Here is a 15113-nt window from a genome sequence, read left to right as displayed (position 1 = left end):
CAAAGGTCCCCGGGTGTACTACAGGCGTTCACGTCACTGTACGTCAGGACACTGCCGGATATGGAAGGACTTGAGACACGGATCACAGGTGTCGGGGGAACCGTGCGCGCGGTTTCGAAGGTCCGTCCTACGATCTCACCTGTCGCCCATAGGTTCGTACCACTGTGCCCCAAGGTAAGAATCCCTGGTGCCGATCACACTCCAGTACTGCGCGTAAGCGGACTACCATCACCTCATGACCCGTGTACTGCTCGCCGAGGACGACGCGTCCATCTCGGAGCCGCTGGCCCGCGCACTGCGCCGGGAAGGTTACGAGGTCGAGGTGCGCGAGGACGGACCGACCGCGCTCGACGCCGGAATGCAGGGCGGCATCGATCTGGTCGTGCTGGACCTCGGGCTGCCCGGCATGGACGGCCTGGAGGTCGCGCGCCGGCTGCGGGCCGAGGGCCACGCCGTGCCGATCCTCATCCTGACCGCGCGGGCCGACGAGGTGGACACCGTCGTCGGACTGGACGCGGGTGCCGACGACTACGTCACCAAGCCGTTCCGGCTCGCCGAACTGCTCGCCCGGGTGCGGGCGCTGCTGCGGCGCGGCGCCTCGGAGCCCGCGCAGCCGCCGGCCACGCACGGGGTGCGGATCGACGTGGAGTCGCATCGCGCGTGGATGGGTGAGGAGGAACTCCAGCTCACCGCGAAGGAGTTCGACCTGCTGCGGGTGCTGGTGCGGGACGCCGGGCGCGTGGTGACGAGGGACCAGTTGATGCGGGAGGTCTGGGACACCACGTGGTGGTCGTCGACCAAGACGCTCGACATGCACATCTCGTGGCTGCGCAAGAAGCTGGGCGACGACGCGGCGAACCCTCGGTACATCGCCACGGTGCGTGGTGTCGGGTTCCGGTTCGAGAAGAGTTAAGTGCGATTCGTCGTGGGTGGCTCGGACGGGTGCGCGACTGACCGTTGTGTGTGGCTGGTCGCGCAGTTCCCCGCGCCCCTGAAGGGGCGCTGAATGCGACGTCGGCTCATCCAGTCCACCCTCGCTGTCGTTCTCGTCGTCATCGCCGTCTTCGGCGTGTCTCTGGTGATCGTCGAATCGCGGACCATCAGCAACAGCGCCCAGGAGCGGGTCGACTCCGAGGCGCTTCGGCTCGCCAGCATCGTCGACAGCCGGATTCTCGAGGACGAGAACATCACCGCGGAGATACTGCGCAGCCAGGTCGGCAAGGATCAGTACGCCGTCATCCGGATCCCGGGCAAGCCGCCGATCGAGCTCGGGGTGAAGCCCGAGGGCGATGTGATCCACTACACGGCCGACGGCGAGGAAGGCGAGACGGTCACCGTCCAGGAGCCGCGCTCGACGGTGACCCGGGAGGTCGGCCGTACGCTGCTGATCATCGGGGCCGTCGCGCTGCTCGCCGTGATCGCCGCCGTCCTGCTGGCCATCCGGCAGGCCAACCGGCTGGCGTCCCCGCTGACGGACCTGGCCGAGACCGCGGAGCGGCTCGGGTCGGGTGACCCGCGGCCCCGGCACAAGCGGTACGGCGTTCCCGAGCTGGACCGGGTCGCCGATGTGCTGGACTCCTCCGCAGAGCGGATCGGGCGGATGCTCACCGCCGAGCGGCGCCTCGCCGCCGACGCCTCGCACCAGCTGCGCACTCCGCTGACCGCGCTGTCCATGCGTCTGGAGGAGATCACCCTCACCGACGACCCGGACATCGTGAAGGAGGAGGCGAACGTGGCGCTCACACAGGTGGAGCGGTTGACGGACGTCGTCGAGCGGCTGCTGACGAACTCCCGCGACCCGCGGACCGGCTCCGCCGTCTCCTTCGACCTGGACGAGGTCATCCAGCAGCAGCTCGCCGAGTGGCGGCCCGCCTACCGCAGTGCGGGCCGGGCGATCGTCAGCTCGGGCAAGCGGCATCTGCGCGCGGTGGGCACGCCGGGCGCGGTGGCGCAGGTGCTGGCGGCGCTGATCGAGAACTCGCTGATGCACGGGGGCGGCACGGTCGCCCTGCGGACCAGGGTCACCGGCAACCAGGCGGTCGTCGAGGTGACGGACGAGGGGGCCGGGGTGCCTGCCGACCTCGGCAACCGGATCTTCGAGCGAACCATCAGCGGCCGGAACTCCACCGGGATCGGGCTCGCCGTCGCCCGTGACCTCGCGGAGGCCGACGGCGGCCGGCTCGAACTGCTCCAGGCCCAGCCGCCGGTGTTCGGCCTGTTCCTGTCCCGCACCCCGCCCGCGCACAAGCCGGTGGACGAGGACCGGCCGATGGTCCGCTAGGCCGGTCCGGTCTGCTCCGGCCCGGTCCTAGTCCGCGAGGGAGTTCTGCCGGACCCGCTGCCTGGGCTTCCCGGTGTCGGCCGCCTGCTCCAGGATGGCCTCCGCGTCGGCGACCGTCTCCCGGGCCGGCAGGGTCTTGAAGACCCAGCTGCGGTACGACCAGAAGCGGAACAGGGTCGCCACGCCGATGCCGACGAACTTGAAGACGTTGCTCTGCAGCGGGCTGTCCCAGCCGAAGCCGTAGGTCGCCAGGTACAGCAGACCGTTCTCGATCACCAGGCCGACCGCGCTGAACAGCAGGAACAGGGTGAGTTCCTTGGTGCGGCCGTTCTTGTCACGGTCCCGGTACGTCCAGTAGCGGAAGCCGACGTAATTGAAGACAATGGCCACGACCGTCGCTATGACGCTCGCCCGCACCACCGGCAGCTCGGTGACGTGCCTGACCAGGTTGAAAACGCCGAGATTGACGAGAATGCCGGCACCGCCGACGGCGCCGAATTTGGCGACCTCGCGTACGAGCCGTTGCAGCCCCGAGGAACCACGTTCCATGGTTGTGCGGGCTCCCGTCCGTAGGTATTGGCGACCCAGCCATGCTAACGACCCAGTATGTCCCACGCCTGTGGATGGCGACACAGGTCGGAAACGGCTTGGAAAGAGCACCGGAAAAGCGGGGCAAGAGACGCCGAAGCGTCAGGTAAGAGCCCTGTTCGCAAGAGGGGAAACCGGCCACCTCGGCGCGGCCGATACCCTGGGGGCGTGACGTTCCCGGTAGTCGGCATGGTCGGCGGTGGTCAGCTCGCGCGTATGACGCACGAGGCAGGCATCCCGCTGGGCATCAGGTTCAAGCTCCTCAGTGACACCCCTCAGGATTCCGCGGCCCAGGTGGTGAGCGATGTCGTCGTCGGCGACTACCGCGACCTGGACACGCTGCGCGAGTTCGCACGCGGCTGCGACGTGATCACCTTCGATCACGAGCATGTCCCCACCGAGCATCTGCGGGCCCTGGAGGCGGACGGCATCCCCGTGCGCCCCGGTCCCGACGCGCTGGTGCACGCCCAGGACAAGGGCGTGATGCGGGCGAAGCTCGACGCGATCGGCGTCCCGTGCCCCCGGCACCGGATCGTGGCCGACGCGGAGGACGTGGTCCGGTTCGCGGCCGAGGGCGACGGCTTCCCCGTCGTCCTGAAGACCGTGCGCGGCGGCTACGACGGCAAGGGCGTGTGGGTCGTCGAGACCGCCGAGGAGGCCACCGACCCCTTCCGGGCCGGCGTGCCGGTCCTCGCCGAGGAGAAGGTCGACTACGTCCGCGAGCTCGCCGCCAACGTCGTACGCTCCCCGCACGGCCAGGCCGTCGCCTACCCGGTGGTCGAGTCCCAGCAGGTCAACGGCGTCTGCGACACCGTCATCGCGCCCGCCCCGGACCTGGACGAGTCGCTCGCCCTGCAGGCCGAGGAGATGGCCCTGCGGATCGCCAAGGAACTGGGTGTCGTCGGCCACCTCGCCGTCGAGCTCTTCCAGACCCGCGACGGCCGCATCCTCGTCAACGAACTGGCGATGCGCCCGCACAACTCCGGCCACTGGAGCCAGGACGGCGCGATCACCTCGCAGTTCGCCAACCACGTCCGCGCGGTCCTCGACCTGCCCCTCGGCGACCCGCGCCCGCGCGCCAAGTGGACGGTCATGGTCAACGTCCTCGGCGGCGACTACCCGGACATGTACTCCGCGTACCTGCACTGCATGGCCCGCGACCCCAAACTGAAGATCCACATGTACGGCAAGGACGTGAAGCCCGGCCGCAAGGTCGGCCACGTCAACACCTACGGCGACGACCTGGACGACGTTCTCGAGCGCGCACGTCACGCTGCCGGCTACCTGAGAGGCACGATCACCGAATGAGCCCCGTTGTTGGCATCGTCATGGGTTCGGACTCCGACTGGCCCGTCATGGAGGCCGCCGCCAAGGCCCTGGACGAGTTCGAGATCGAGTACGAGGTCGATGTCGTCTCCGCGCACCGGATGCCGCGCGAGATGATCACGTACGGCGAGCAGGCCGCCGGGCGCGGACTGAAGGCGATCATCGCGGGCGCCGGGGGAGCGGCCCACCTCCCGGGCATGCTCGCCTCCGTGACCCCGCTCCCGGTCATCGGCGTCCCGGTCCCGCTGAAGTACCTGGACGGCATGGACTCCCTGCTCTCCATCGTGCAGATGCCGGCGGGTGTGCCGGTCGCCACGGTCTCGGTCGCGGGCGCCCGCAACGCGGGGCTGCTGGCCGCCCGGATCCTGGCCGCGCACGACGAGGACCTCCTGCAGAAGATGCGCGAGTTCCAGCAGGACCTCAACGACCAGGCGGCCGAGAAGGGCAAGCGGCTGCGTTCCAAGGTCGAGGGCTCGAGCGGCTTCGGCTTCGGCAAGTAGGACTCCGGGAAGCAATACGCAATGACGTCCCTCGATGAAGCCCGGTCCCTGCTGCGCGAGTTCCCGGTCGTCGACGGCCACAACGACCTGCCGTACGCGCTGCGCGAGCAGGTCCGCTACGACCTCGACGCCCGCGACATCGCCGGCCACCAGAACGCCCATCTGCACACCGACATCCCGCGGCTGCGCGAGGGCGGGGTCGGTGCGCAGTACTGGTCGGTGTACGTGCGCTCGGACCTGCCGGGCGCGGTCCCGGCCACCCTCGAACAGATCGACTGCGTACGGCAGTTGATCGCCCGTTACCCGGCCGACCTGCGGGCCGCGCTGACCGCCGCCGACATGGAGGCGGCGCGCGCCGAGGGCCGTATCGCCTCCCTCATGGGGGCGGAGGGCGGTCACTCGATCGACAACTCGCTGGGCACCCTGCGCGGTCTGTACGAGCTGGGCGTGCGCTACATGACGCTCACCCACAACGACAACAACGACTGGGCGGACTCGGCGACCGACAAGCCGAACGTCGGCGGCCTGTCCGCGTTCGGCCGCGAGGTCGTGCGGGAGATGAACCGCCTGGGCATGCTGGTGGACCTGTCCCACGTCGCGGCCACCACCATGCGCGCCGCCCTCGACACCACCACCGCCCCGGTGATCTTCTCCCACTCCTCGTCGCGGGCCGTCTGCGACCATCCCCGCAACATCCCGGACGACGTCCTCGAACGCCTCCCCGCCAACGGCGGCATGGCGATGGTGACGTTCGTGCCGAAGTTCGTGCTCCAGGCGGCGGTCGACTGGACGGCGGCGGCCGACGACAACATGCGCGCGCACGGCTTCCACCACCTCGACACCACCGAGGAGGCCATGAAGATCCACCGGGCCTTCGAGGAGACCACCCCGCGGCCGATCGCGACCGTCTCCACCGTCGCCGACCACCTCGACCACATGCGCGAGGCGGCGGGCATCGACCACGTCGGCATCGGCGGCGACTACGACGGCACGGCCTTCACCCCGGACGGCCTGAACGACGTCTCCGGTTACCCGAACCTGATCGCCGAACTCCTCGACCGCGGCTGGTCCCGCGCCGACCTGGCGAAGCTCACCTGGCAGAACGCGGTCCGGGTGCTCGGCGCGGCGGAGGACGAGGCCCGGAGTCTTCAGGCCACCCGCGGCCCGTCGAACGCGACCCTGTCCGAGCTCGACGGCTGACCGGCCAGGGCGGGGTAGTCGGTGTAGCCGGCCGCCCCGCCCACGTACATGAAGTACCCCAGCGCGACCAGGTCGGCCCCGGCGGCCAGCAGACGCCGGGAGGTCCCGGTGACCTCCTCGGTGGTGAGGTCGTGCAGCACCGGGTTGGCGATCAGCGTCCCGGACCAGGCCGCGCGCAGGCGGTGGAACAGCGGGCCGTCCGGGTCGGCGTGCACCAGGTGGAGGTAAGGCGGGCTCCCACTCCGCCAGCCGCGCCACGAGCGCCGGGTAGAGGGCCTCGGTGTCGCCCTCCTCGATGCCGTTGACGGTGCTCGCGGGGGAGATCCGCCCCCCACCCGGTCCGCCCCGATCGCGGCGGCCACCGCCTCCGTCACCTCCGCCGTGAACCGGATCCGACCGGCGACCGAGCCGCCGTAGGCGTCGGTACGGCGGTTGGTGCCGGCGGCGAGGAACTGGTGCAGCAGATGGCCGTTGGCCGAGTGCACCTCGACCCCCTCGAAACCGGCGTCCACCGCCCGGCGGGCCGCGGCGGCGAAGTCGGCGACGGTCGACCGGATCCCCTCCCGGCTCAGCTCCCGGGGTACGACGGCCGGGCGGTGCCTGTCCGGCGTGAAGATCGTCTCCGGGAGGGGGACCGGCGAGGGCGCGACCGGGGTCAGTCCGGTGGTCGCCGGATGGCTGACCCGGCCGCCGTGCTGGAGCTGCAGGAACATCCGGCCGCCGGCCCGCGTTGGGGGTGGCCGCCTCGGCGATGATCAGACCGGCCGTGGCGCGCTGGGCGTAGTACGTGGCCATGAGGTCGGTGGGGGTGCCGTCGGCCGCCGCGCGGATGGGGGTCCCCCCGGTTCGAGCGAAGTCGAGAACTGGGGGAGGGTCAGCGGGGCCATCACCAGGTGGTTCGGGAGTTCGAGCCCGCCGAGCCGGGCCGGTGCCAGGAAGTCCGTCGTGGTCCGTGTCATGGCGCGTACCGTCCCGGGGGCGGCATGCGGATGGGAGAACTGGCCCGGCGGACCGCGGTCAGCGAGCGGTCGCTGCGCTGCTACGACGAGCAGGTGCACAGGGGCTGCTGACGGCCGACCGTACGGCGGGCGGGCACCGCGACTGTCCGGAGGCGGCCGTCGACCGGGTCGTACGGATCCAGGAGCTGTTCGCCGCCGGGCTGCACAGCACGCGGATCAAGGACCTGCTGCCCTGCATGCGGGACCAGGACGGCGGGCCGTCGGCCGTCGCCACACCGAGGCTGGTGGCCGACCTCGCCGCCGAGCGCGACCGGATCGACCGCATGATCGCCGACCTGGCGCGCTCGCGGGAGACGCTGGACGAGGTCATCAGGGCCGCGCGGGAGAGCTGAGCGGGGAACCGCGTGCGGGGCCCGTACCCCCGAACGCACCATCCACCAGGAACCCTCCCGGCCGGGCGTGCGACGGTGGGCTACAGCCCCTTCACGACGTAGCTCACGACGACGTACGGAGCCCTTCATGGCCGACCTCCAGCACGACATCCCCAGCACGACCGAGGTCGGCGAGGACGACTGCTTCCCGGACGACCCGTTCCCGCTCCCGGCGGCGTCCGGCGCCGAACTCCTGGAGCGGGCCCATGCCCTGCTGGCCGTGCATCCGGTCGCGGACGGCTACAGCGAGCTGCCCCGGGCGCTCGCCCCGCTGCCCTGGTACGACCTGGAGCTGGGCGAGACGGCCGTGGACACGGACGTGCCCCGGCTGCGCGAGGGGCATGTGGGCGCGCTGTTCTGGTCGTTGCGGGTACCGGAGGCGGAGCGCGGCGGCCGGGCCGTGGGGGCCACGCTGGAGCAGCTGGACCTGGCGCGCCGGGTCGTCGAGACGCATCCGGAGGGGCTGCGTCTGGTGCGGACCGCCGGACAGATCATCGACGCCCGCAACTGCGGCCGGGTCGCCGTGGTGCTCGGCCCGGCCTCCGCCGCCGCCCTCGACGACTCCCTCGGCATCCTGCGCGTCCTGCAGTCCCTGGGTCTGCGCGTGCTCACCCTGACCGACGTGGCCTGGGCGGGCCCTGAGGGGCTGACCCGGTTCGGCGAGGAGGTGATCCGCGAGATGAACCGGCTCGGCGTGCTCGCCGACCTGTCCGGCGCCCCCGAGGCCACCCTCGCCCGGGTGCTGGCCCTCTCCAAGACGCCGGTCCTGTGCACCCGCTCCGCCGCCGCGTCCGTACGCCCGCACCCCGCCAACCTCTCCGACGAACTGCTGGTGCGGCTGGGGGAGCAGCGGGGCCTGTGCATGGTGCCGCTGTCCGCCGAGCAGACCGGGCCGACCGTCCCGGACGTCGCCGACCACCTCGACCACGTCCGCTTGGTGGCCGGCCCCGAGTGCGTCGCCCTGTCCGGCACCTACGACTCCGGCGCCACCCACCCCCGCGACCTCGCCGACACCTCCTGCTACCCCCACCTGATCACCGAACTGCTCAGGCGCGGCTGGTCCGAGACCGAGCTCTCCCTGCTGACCTGGGGAAACGTCCAGCGAGTGCTGCGCAGCGCCGACTTCACCGCCCGCGCCACCCAGCGCCGCAGGGAGCCCAACCAGCCGCCCCGCCCGGCCGGCGCGGACGCCTGACCGGGTCCGTCAGCCGGTCGTCAGGCCCGGCACAGGCAGAAGGGATGCCCCGCCGGGTCGGCGTAGACCCGGAAGCCGCGCGCCCGGTCCGCCGCGTCCAGCGGCTTGGCGCCCAGCTCCAGCACCCCCTGCTCGGCCGTGTCCAGGTCCTCCACCACCAGGTCCAGATGGAGCTGCTGGGAGTCGTCGGGCGCGGGCCACTGCGGCGCCACGAACCCGGGCGCCCGCTGGAACGCCAGCGCCTGCCCGCCGGGCACCGTCAGGTCCACCCAGTCCCCGTCCCCCTCGACGCTGCCACCCAGCACCCCGGCGTAGAAACCGGCGAGCGCGGACGGGTCGGGACAGTCCAGGACGACGACTCCGAGCTTGGCGAGAGCCATGACTTCCTCCTCGCGATCGGGAGTTACCTTTAGAGACAGGTAACCGGTAACGGTTACCTGATGCTCCCGCAGCGGAGGTCACGTCGCAAGTGAGGTGCGGAGGTAACTTGCAGGGATGAGTGAGAGATCGCCCGCGCCGGGCGGCCTGGCCCTGGTCGAGGCCCTGGTGAACACGCTGGACCTCGAGTCGGGCGCCGACACCCTCGACACGCCGGACGGCCGGGCCCGCCTCGGCATCACGGAGGCCGGGCTCCCCGCCACCCGCGACCTGCGCGAGTCCCTGCGCGCCACCCTCCTCGCGCACGCCGGCCACCCCCCGCACCGCGAGGTCACCCCGCTCGGCGAGCTGCTCGCCCACGCCCCCCTGTACCTCGCCGTCGACCCCCTCGACGGCTCGGCGACCCTCACCCCCGCCGACGCGGCCCCGCTCCTCTCCCGGATCGCCTCCGCCGTGGCCACGGCCCTGGTCGAGGGCACCTGGACCCGCCTCAAGGCCTGCGAGGCCGACACCTGCCACTGGGCCTACTACGACCGCAGCCCCGCCGGCCGCGGCCGCTGGTGCTCGATGCAGGTGTGCGGCGCCCGCGCCAAGATGCGCCGCTACCGCGCCAAGGACACGTAACACACGGCCAGTTCCCCCGCGACGCAAGTGCCCAGTGGTGCAGAATGCAACAAGACACCGGTTCGGCCGACTGAGCCTCGGCCGAACCGGTGTCGCCCGGTTCTGTAAAGCGCCCCCGGTTCTTCGAAGCGCCCCGCACTGAAGCGCTCCGTCAGGGGCGCGGCGCTGTATCAACATGCGGCTCCGCCGCGTGGGCGCGCTCAGCCCCCACTCACCCGCAGATCTAAGCGGTCGGACGCCCCATGGCGCGATACGTCCACCCGGCCCGCCGCCAGACCTCAGGATCCAGCGCATTCCGCCCGTCGAGAATCACCTTCGCCGCGGCCCCCGAACCCAGCACCGCCGGATCCAGCTCCCTGAACTCCCGCCACTCCGTCAGATGCAGCACCACATCCGCCCCCCGCACACACTCCTCCGCACTGACGGCGTAGCCCAGCGTCGGGAACAGCCGCCGCGCGTTCTCCATCCCCTTCGGGTCGTACACCGTCACCTGCCCGCCCTGCAGATGGATCTGCCCGGCCACGTTCAGCGCGGGTGAGTCCCGGACGTCGTCCGAGTCCGGCTTGAACGTCGCGCCGAGCACCGCGACCCGCTTCCCGAGGAACGACCCCCCGCCCAGCGCCTCCCGGGCCATCTCGACCATCTGCCCCCGGCGCCGCATGTTGATGGAGTCGATCTCGCGCAGGAAGGTCAGCGCCTGGTCGGCACCGAGCTCACCGGCCCGCGCCATGAACGCGCGGATGTCCTTCGGCAGACAGCCGCCGCCGAAGCCGATCCCGGCCCGCAGGAACTTCTTCCCGATCCGGTCGTCGTACCCGATCGCCTCCGCCAGCTTGACCACGTCACCGCCCCCGGCCTCGCAGACCTCGGCCATCGCGTTGATGAAGGAGATCTTCGTGGCGAGGAAGGAGTTCGCCGAGGTCTTCACCAGCTCGGCCGTCGGGAAGTCGGTCACCACGAACGGCGCGCCCTCGGCCACCGGCGTCGCGTACACCTCGCGCAGCAGTTTCTCGGCCCGCTCGCTGCGCACGCCGACCACCAGCCGGTCCGGGTGGAGCGTGTCCTGGACCGCGAAGCCCTCGCGCAGGAACTCCGGGTTCCAGGCCAGTTCGGCATCGGCCCCGGCGGGCGCGTTCTCCGCGAGGTACGCGGCCAGCCGCTCCGCCGAACCGACCGGCACCGTCGACTTGCCGACGACCAGCGCGGGCCCGGTGAGATGCGGGGCCAGCGACGCGATCGCGGAGTCGACGTACGACATGTCGCAGGCGTACTCGCCGTGCTTCTGCGGGGTGTTCACACAGACGAAGTGGACGTCGCCGAAGGCGCCGACCTCGGCCCAGTCGGTGGTGAAGCGCAGCCGCCCGCTGGAGCCCTCGAAGCCGGCCACGTGCTTGCGCAGCAGCTCGTCGAGCCCCGGCTCGTACATCGGGGTCTCGCCGCGCTCCAGCATCGCGATCTTCTCGGGCACGACATCGAGACCGAGCACCTCGAAGCCCAGCTCGGCCATGGCCGCGGCGTGCGTGGCGCCGAGATAGCCGGTGCCGATCACAGTGATCTTGAGGCTCATGGATGCTCCAGCTCGGGGACGGGGGTGCGGGCTGCGGCCCGAGCATAACCGGGCCGTCTTCCGGGCAACTTTCCCGCTGTCGCCAAGCTCACGTGACCTATCCGTGGGCCGCGCTCTAAACTTTGAGTTACTTAACAGTAATTAGCGTCAGCACCACTGCGTCTGGAGTGAGAGACCTTGGCCGGATCGGCTGACTTCGACCTGTACCGCCCGTCCGAGGAGCACGACATGCTCCGTGACGTCGTCCGCGCGCTGGTCGAGGCGAAGATCGCCCCGTACGCCGCCGCGGTGGACGAGGAGGCCCGCTTCCCGCAGGAGGCGCTCGAGGCCCTGGTCGCCAACGACCTGCACGCGGTGCACGTCCCCGAGGAGTACGGCGGGGCCGGCGCCGACGCGCTCGCCACGGTCATCGTGATCGAGGAGGTGGCCCGCGCCTGCGTCTCCTCCTCCCTCATCCCGGCCGTGAACAAGCTGGGCTCGCTCCCGGTGATCCTCTCCGGCGGCGAGGACCTGAAGAAGAAGTACCTGACCCCGCTCGCCAAGGGCGACGCGATGTTCTCGTACTGCCTCTCCGAGCCGGACGCGGGCTCCGACGCGGGCGGCATGAAGACGAAGGCGGTCCGCGACGGCGACCACTACGTCCTCAACGGCGTGAAGCGCTGGATCACCAACGCGGGTGTCTCCGACTACTACACGGTGATGGCCGTGACCGACCCGGAGAAGCGCACCAAGGGGATCTCCGCCTTCGTCGTGGAGAAGGCCGACGAGGGCGTCTCCTTCGGCGCCCCGGAGAAGAAGCTCGGCATCAAGGGCTCGCCGACCCGCGAGGTCTACCTCGACAACGTCCGCATCCCCGCCGACCGCATGATCGGCGACGAGGGCACCGGCTTCGCCACCGCCATGAAGACCCTCGACCACACCCGGATCACCATCGCCGCCCAGGCGCTCGGTGTCGCCCAGGGCGCCCTCGACTACGCCAAGGGCTACGTCCAGGAGCGCAAGCAGTTCGGCAAGCCGATCGCCGACTTCCAGGGCATCCAGTTCATGCTCGCCGACATGGCCATGAAGATCGCCGCCGCGCGCGCCCTCACCTACCAGGCCGCGGCCGCCTCCGAGCGCGGCGACGCCGACCTCACCTTCCAGGGCGCGGCGGCCAAGTGCTTCGCCTCCGACGTCGCCATGGAGGTCACCACGGACGCCGTCCAGCTGCTCGGCGGCTACGGCTACACCCGTGACTACCCCGTCGAGCGCATGATGCGCGACGCCAAGATCACCCAGATTTATGAGGGCACGAACCAGGTCCAGCGGATCGTCATGGCCCGCAACCTGCCGTAACCGCACCGGCATCCGGCGAAAGGGCGTCCCTCGGGGCGCCTTTTCCATGGCCGCCCCGAATGGCACTACCGGTCGGTCGGGCTTAGGAACGAAAGCGAACGGGGCCTACCCCAGGCCCTCCCCCCTCCCCTGGAGGAGCCATGACCCAGACCGGACCCATGACGGCCATGTCCAAGCAGATGCAGGAGTGCGTCAACATGTGCATGGCCACCCACACGATGTGCGAGGAGACCCTGAGCTCCTGCATGTCCATGGAGGGTGGCCCCGCCCACATGCGGATCATGCGCGCGCTGATGGACTGCTCCGAGATGACCCGGATGTGCGCCGACATGATGATGCGGCGCTCGCCGCTCTCGCCCGAGATGTGCGCCATGTGCGCCAAGGCCTGCGAGATGTGCGCCGAGGCGTGTATGACCATGCCGGACGACCCACAGATGAAGCGCTGTGCGGAGGCGTGTCGCCGCTGCGCCGAGATGTGCCGCTCGATGGCGGGCGTCTCCATGTGACACCCCGCTGAACCCCGTCAAGGGCACCCCGCCCGGGTGCCCTTGACGCATGACCCGGCACGCTTGTCCCATGACCGCCGACACCTTCGACGCCGCCGAGCGGGCCATGTGGGCCGGCCGGGCGGCCGCGTACGCCGACAGCTTCGCCCGGCTGTGCGCCCACCCCGTGGCACCCCTGCTGGACACGGCGGGCATCGGCGAGGGAACGCTGCTCCTCGACGTCGGCACCGGAACGGGTACGGCGGCGCTGGCGGCCCTGGCCCGCGGCGCCCGGGTGACCGCGGTCGACGCGGACGCCGGCATGGTGGCCGCGGCCCGCGAGCGCGGCGTCGACGCCCGCATCGCCGTACTGCCCGAACTGCCCTTCCCCGCCGGCACCTTCGACGCCGTCGTGGGCAACTTCGTCCTCAACCACGTCGGCCGCCCCCGTGCCGCCCTCGCCGAGCTCCGCCGCGTCCTGCGCCCGGGCGGCCGGCTCGCCGTGACGACCTGGTCGGCCCGGCGCGGGGCGGGTCAGGACCTGCTCGGGCAGGCCTGTACGGCAGGCGGTGCCGTACCGCCGGCGCGGCTGCCCCGCCTCGATCCGGCCGAGGACTTCCCGCGCACCGCCGACGGCCTGGCGGGGCTGCTCGCGGAGGCCGGGTTCCGCCGTACCGAGGCCACGGAACTGGAGTGGGAGCACCGGGCCGGGCTCGACGAGTGGTGGGGCGGGGCCGCCGGCGGGGTGGCCACCATCGGACTGGTGCTGACCTCGCAGGAGGCGGAGACGGTCGTACGGATCCGGCAGGAGTACGAGCGGCTCGCCGCCGGATACGCCGATGGGGAAGGGCGCCTGGCCCTTCCCCATGTGGCACTGCTCGCCGCCGGTACGGCATACCAGCCGGCTAGTTTCCGGAGACGGTGACCTTCTGGTCGTTGTTCAGTTCGTCGACCAGAGTCTTCACCTTCGCCTTGTCCCAGACGAGGTTGCCGCCGGTGGAGCCGGAGATCGGCATGTTCATCGAGACGCCGTTGCCGCCGTTGACGTCCTTCATCGCGAAGAACATCGAGCCCAGGTCCCACAGGCTCATGTCCTTGTCGACGGTGAGGGAGTCCAGGCCCGCGCCGAGGGTCGGGTAGAGCTTGAAGGGGTTCAGGATCGTGCCCGGGGTGGCCACCTGGTGGGCCAGCGCCGCCAGGAACTTCTGCTGGTTCTTGGTGCGCTGGAGGTCCGACGCGGCGAAGGCGTGCCGGGTGCGGACGAAGGCGAGGGCCTCCTCGCCGTTCAGGGTCTGCTTGCCCGCCTTGAAGTCCGCGCCCGAGTACTTGTCCTTGAAGCCCTTGTCGATGTCGATGGTGACCCCGCCGACCGCGTCCACGATGTTCGCGAAGCCGGCGAAGCCGATCTCGACGTAGTGGTCGATGTGCAGCCCGGTGTTGTACTCGACCGTGCGGACCAGAAGGGTCGGACCGTCCTCGGCGTACGCGGCGTTCAGCTTGGTCTGCCGGCCGGTGCCCTTGTAGACCTTGCCGGACGTCGACCCCTGGTAGGACGGGATCTCCACGTTCGAGTCACGCGGCAGCGAGATCAGGGTGTCGCCGCTGTCGCCGACGTGCAGGATCATCATCGAGTCCGTGCGCTTGCCCTCGGCGGAGCCCGTGTGCAGTTCCTTCTTCTGCGCGTCGGACAGGCCCTGGCGGCTGTCGGAGCCGACGATCAGGTAGTTGGTGCCGTCGCCGGCCGAGGGCCGGTCGATCACCTTCGACAGGTCGACGTCCCGGTGCAGCTTGGAGTCGGCCCAGAAGTAGGTCGACACGGACGTGACGATCACCACACTGAGGACGACGATAGCCGTCCACTTGATCCGCTTGCGCCAGTTCGGAGCCCGCCGCGGTCCACGCTCGTACTCGCCGCCGGGTCCCCCGCCCCCGGGGCCGCCGCCGTAGACCTGGCCGGTGTTGTAGCCATTGTCGTAGCCGTCGTTGTACCCGCCGCCGTCGTCGTACCCGCCGCCGTTGTACCCGCCCGCGTTGCCGTACGACGGCTGCTGCGGGACCCCGCCGTAACCGCCGCCCTGCTGCGGGCCGCCGTACGGCGGTGCCGACGGCTCTCCGCGCCGTACCTGGCGCATCACGCGGGCGCCCTCAGGCTGCGCGCCGGCGCTGCCGCGACCGTACCGGTCTCCGCGGCTGTCGTTCGACCATCCCTCGGGCCATTCGTTCATGGGCCCCAGTGTGCAGGCA

At 70.9% G+C, this 15113-nt stretch carries 14 protein-coding genes and 2 pseudogenes; 11 read left to right on the top strand and 5 right to left on the bottom strand.

Features of this window, described 5'->3' with window-relative positions; all coding sequences use genetic code 11:
- Window positions 1-235 precede the first annotated feature (235 nt).
- A complete protein-coding gene (locus ACFZDK_RS36615; RefSeq protein WP_390978818.1) occupies window positions 236-913 on the top strand; it encodes a response regulator in 678 nt (225 codons plus the stop codon).
- A gap of 93 nt (window positions 914-1006) precedes the next feature.
- On the top strand, window positions 1007-2281 hold the full coding sequence (locus ACFZDK_RS36610) for an ATP-binding protein (RefSeq protein ID WP_390978816.1): 1275 nt from the start codon (window positions 1007-1009) through the stop codon (window positions 2279-2281).
- Between the two features lie 27 nt (window positions 2282-2308).
- On the opposite strand, the gene ACFZDK_RS36605 is transcribed toward ACFZDK_RS36610, so the two are convergent.
- Complete coding sequence (locus tag ACFZDK_RS36605; protein ID WP_355717357.1) at window positions 2309-2830, bottom strand: GtrA family protein; 522 nt, start codon at window positions 2828-2830, stop codon at window positions 2309-2311.
- A gap of 207 nt (window positions 2831-3037) precedes the next feature.
- Between ACFZDK_RS36605 and ACFZDK_RS36600 the strand changes: the two genes are divergently transcribed.
- From ACFZDK_RS36600 to ACFZDK_RS36590, 3 genes are read left to right on the top strand one after another with little or no spacing between them, the layout of a single operon-like run.
- On the top strand, window positions 3038-4177 hold the full coding sequence (locus tag ACFZDK_RS36600; protein ID WP_390978813.1) for a 5-(carboxyamino)imidazole ribonucleotide synthase: 1140 nt from the start codon (window positions 3038-3040) through the stop codon (window positions 4175-4177).
- Window positions 4174-4695 (top strand): 5-(carboxyamino)imidazole ribonucleotide mutase, encoded by a 522-nt coding sequence (gene purE, locus ACFZDK_RS36595; protein WP_390978811.1) that lies wholly within the window; start codon window positions 4174-4176, stop codon window positions 4693-4695. The genes ACFZDK_RS36600 and purE overlap by 4 nt, the downstream gene beginning before the upstream one ends.
- A gap of 21 nt (window positions 4696-4716) precedes the next feature.
- Complete coding sequence (locus ACFZDK_RS36590) at window positions 4717-5895, top strand: membrane dipeptidase (protein WP_390978809.1); 1179 nt, start codon at window positions 4717-4719, stop codon at window positions 5893-5895.
- Here the strand turns inward: ACFZDK_RS36590 and ACFZDK_RS36585 are convergent.
- Window positions 5844-6854 (bottom strand): annotated as a pseudogene (locus ACFZDK_RS36585) (alkene reductase). The gene ACFZDK_RS36590 and the pseudogene ACFZDK_RS36585 overlap by 52 nt on opposite strands.
- Window positions 6855-6878: 24 nt before the next feature.
- Between ACFZDK_RS36585 and ACFZDK_RS36580 the strand changes: the two are divergent.
- Together ACFZDK_RS36580 and ACFZDK_RS36575 are read left to right on the top strand one after the other, a co-directional pair.
- Window positions 6879-7246, top strand: a pseudogene (locus ACFZDK_RS36580) (MerR family transcriptional regulator).
- A 127-nt stretch (window positions 7247-7373) separates the two neighbouring features.
- A complete protein-coding gene (locus ACFZDK_RS36575) occupies window positions 7374-8480 on the top strand; it encodes a membrane dipeptidase (protein WP_390978807.1) in 1107 nt (368 codons plus the stop codon).
- 20 nt (window positions 8481-8500) lie between these two features.
- Here ACFZDK_RS36575 and ACFZDK_RS36570 read toward each other — a convergent pair whose 3' ends face one another.
- A complete protein-coding gene (locus ACFZDK_RS36570) occupies window positions 8501-8860 on the bottom strand; it encodes a VOC family protein (RefSeq protein WP_390978805.1) in 360 nt (119 codons plus the stop codon).
- 115 nt (window positions 8861-8975) lie between these two features.
- Between ACFZDK_RS36570 and ACFZDK_RS36565 the strand changes: the two genes are divergently transcribed.
- A complete protein-coding gene (locus ACFZDK_RS36565; RefSeq protein WP_390978803.1) occupies window positions 8976-9482 on the top strand; it encodes a CGNR zinc finger domain-containing protein in 507 nt (168 codons plus the stop codon).
- 223 nt (window positions 9483-9705) lie between these two features.
- Here ACFZDK_RS36565 and ACFZDK_RS36560 read toward each other — a convergent pair whose 3' ends face one another.
- Window positions 9706-11049 carry a nucleotide sugar dehydrogenase gene (locus tag ACFZDK_RS36560; RefSeq protein ID WP_390978801.1) on the bottom strand — a complete coding sequence of 448 codons (1344 nt, stop codon included), beginning with the start codon at window positions 11047-11049 and terminating at the stop codon, window positions 9706-9708.
- Window positions 11050-11226: 177 nt separating this feature from the next.
- Between ACFZDK_RS36560 and ACFZDK_RS36555 the strand changes: the two genes are divergently transcribed.
- The 3 genes from ACFZDK_RS36555 (at window position 11227) to ACFZDK_RS36545 (ending at window position 13794) form a co-directional block, all read left to right on the top strand.
- Window positions 11227-12384 (top strand): acyl-CoA dehydrogenase family protein, encoded by a 1158-nt coding sequence (locus ACFZDK_RS36555; RefSeq protein ID WP_390978799.1) that lies wholly within the window; start codon window positions 11227-11229, stop codon window positions 12382-12384.
- Between the two features lie 140 nt (window positions 12385-12524).
- A complete protein-coding gene (locus tag ACFZDK_RS36550) occupies window positions 12525-12890 on the top strand; it encodes a four-helix bundle copper-binding protein (protein WP_390978797.1) in 366 nt (121 codons plus the stop codon).
- A 70-nt stretch (window positions 12891-12960) separates the two neighbouring features.
- Window positions 12961-13794 carry a methyltransferase domain-containing protein gene (locus tag ACFZDK_RS36545; protein WP_390978795.1) on the top strand — a complete coding sequence of 278 codons (834 nt, stop codon included), beginning with the start codon at window positions 12961-12963 and terminating at the stop codon, window positions 13792-13794.
- Here ACFZDK_RS36545 and ACFZDK_RS36540 read toward each other — a convergent pair.
- Entirely contained in the window at window positions 13775-15094 is a 1320-nt protein-coding gene (locus ACFZDK_RS36540) for an LCP family protein (RefSeq protein WP_390978793.1), read from the bottom strand. The genes ACFZDK_RS36545 and ACFZDK_RS36540 overlap by 20 nt on opposite strands.
- Window positions 15095-15113 lie beyond the last annotated feature (19 nt).

It is taken from the genome of Streptomyces sp. NPDC007901, from assembly GCF_042959465.1.
Classification (GTDB): Bacteria; Actinomycetota; Actinomycetes; order Streptomycetales; family Streptomycetaceae; genus Streptomyces.
Note: the sequence above shows the minus strand (reverse complement) of the source record. Positions and strands in the feature narration are given on the sequence as shown.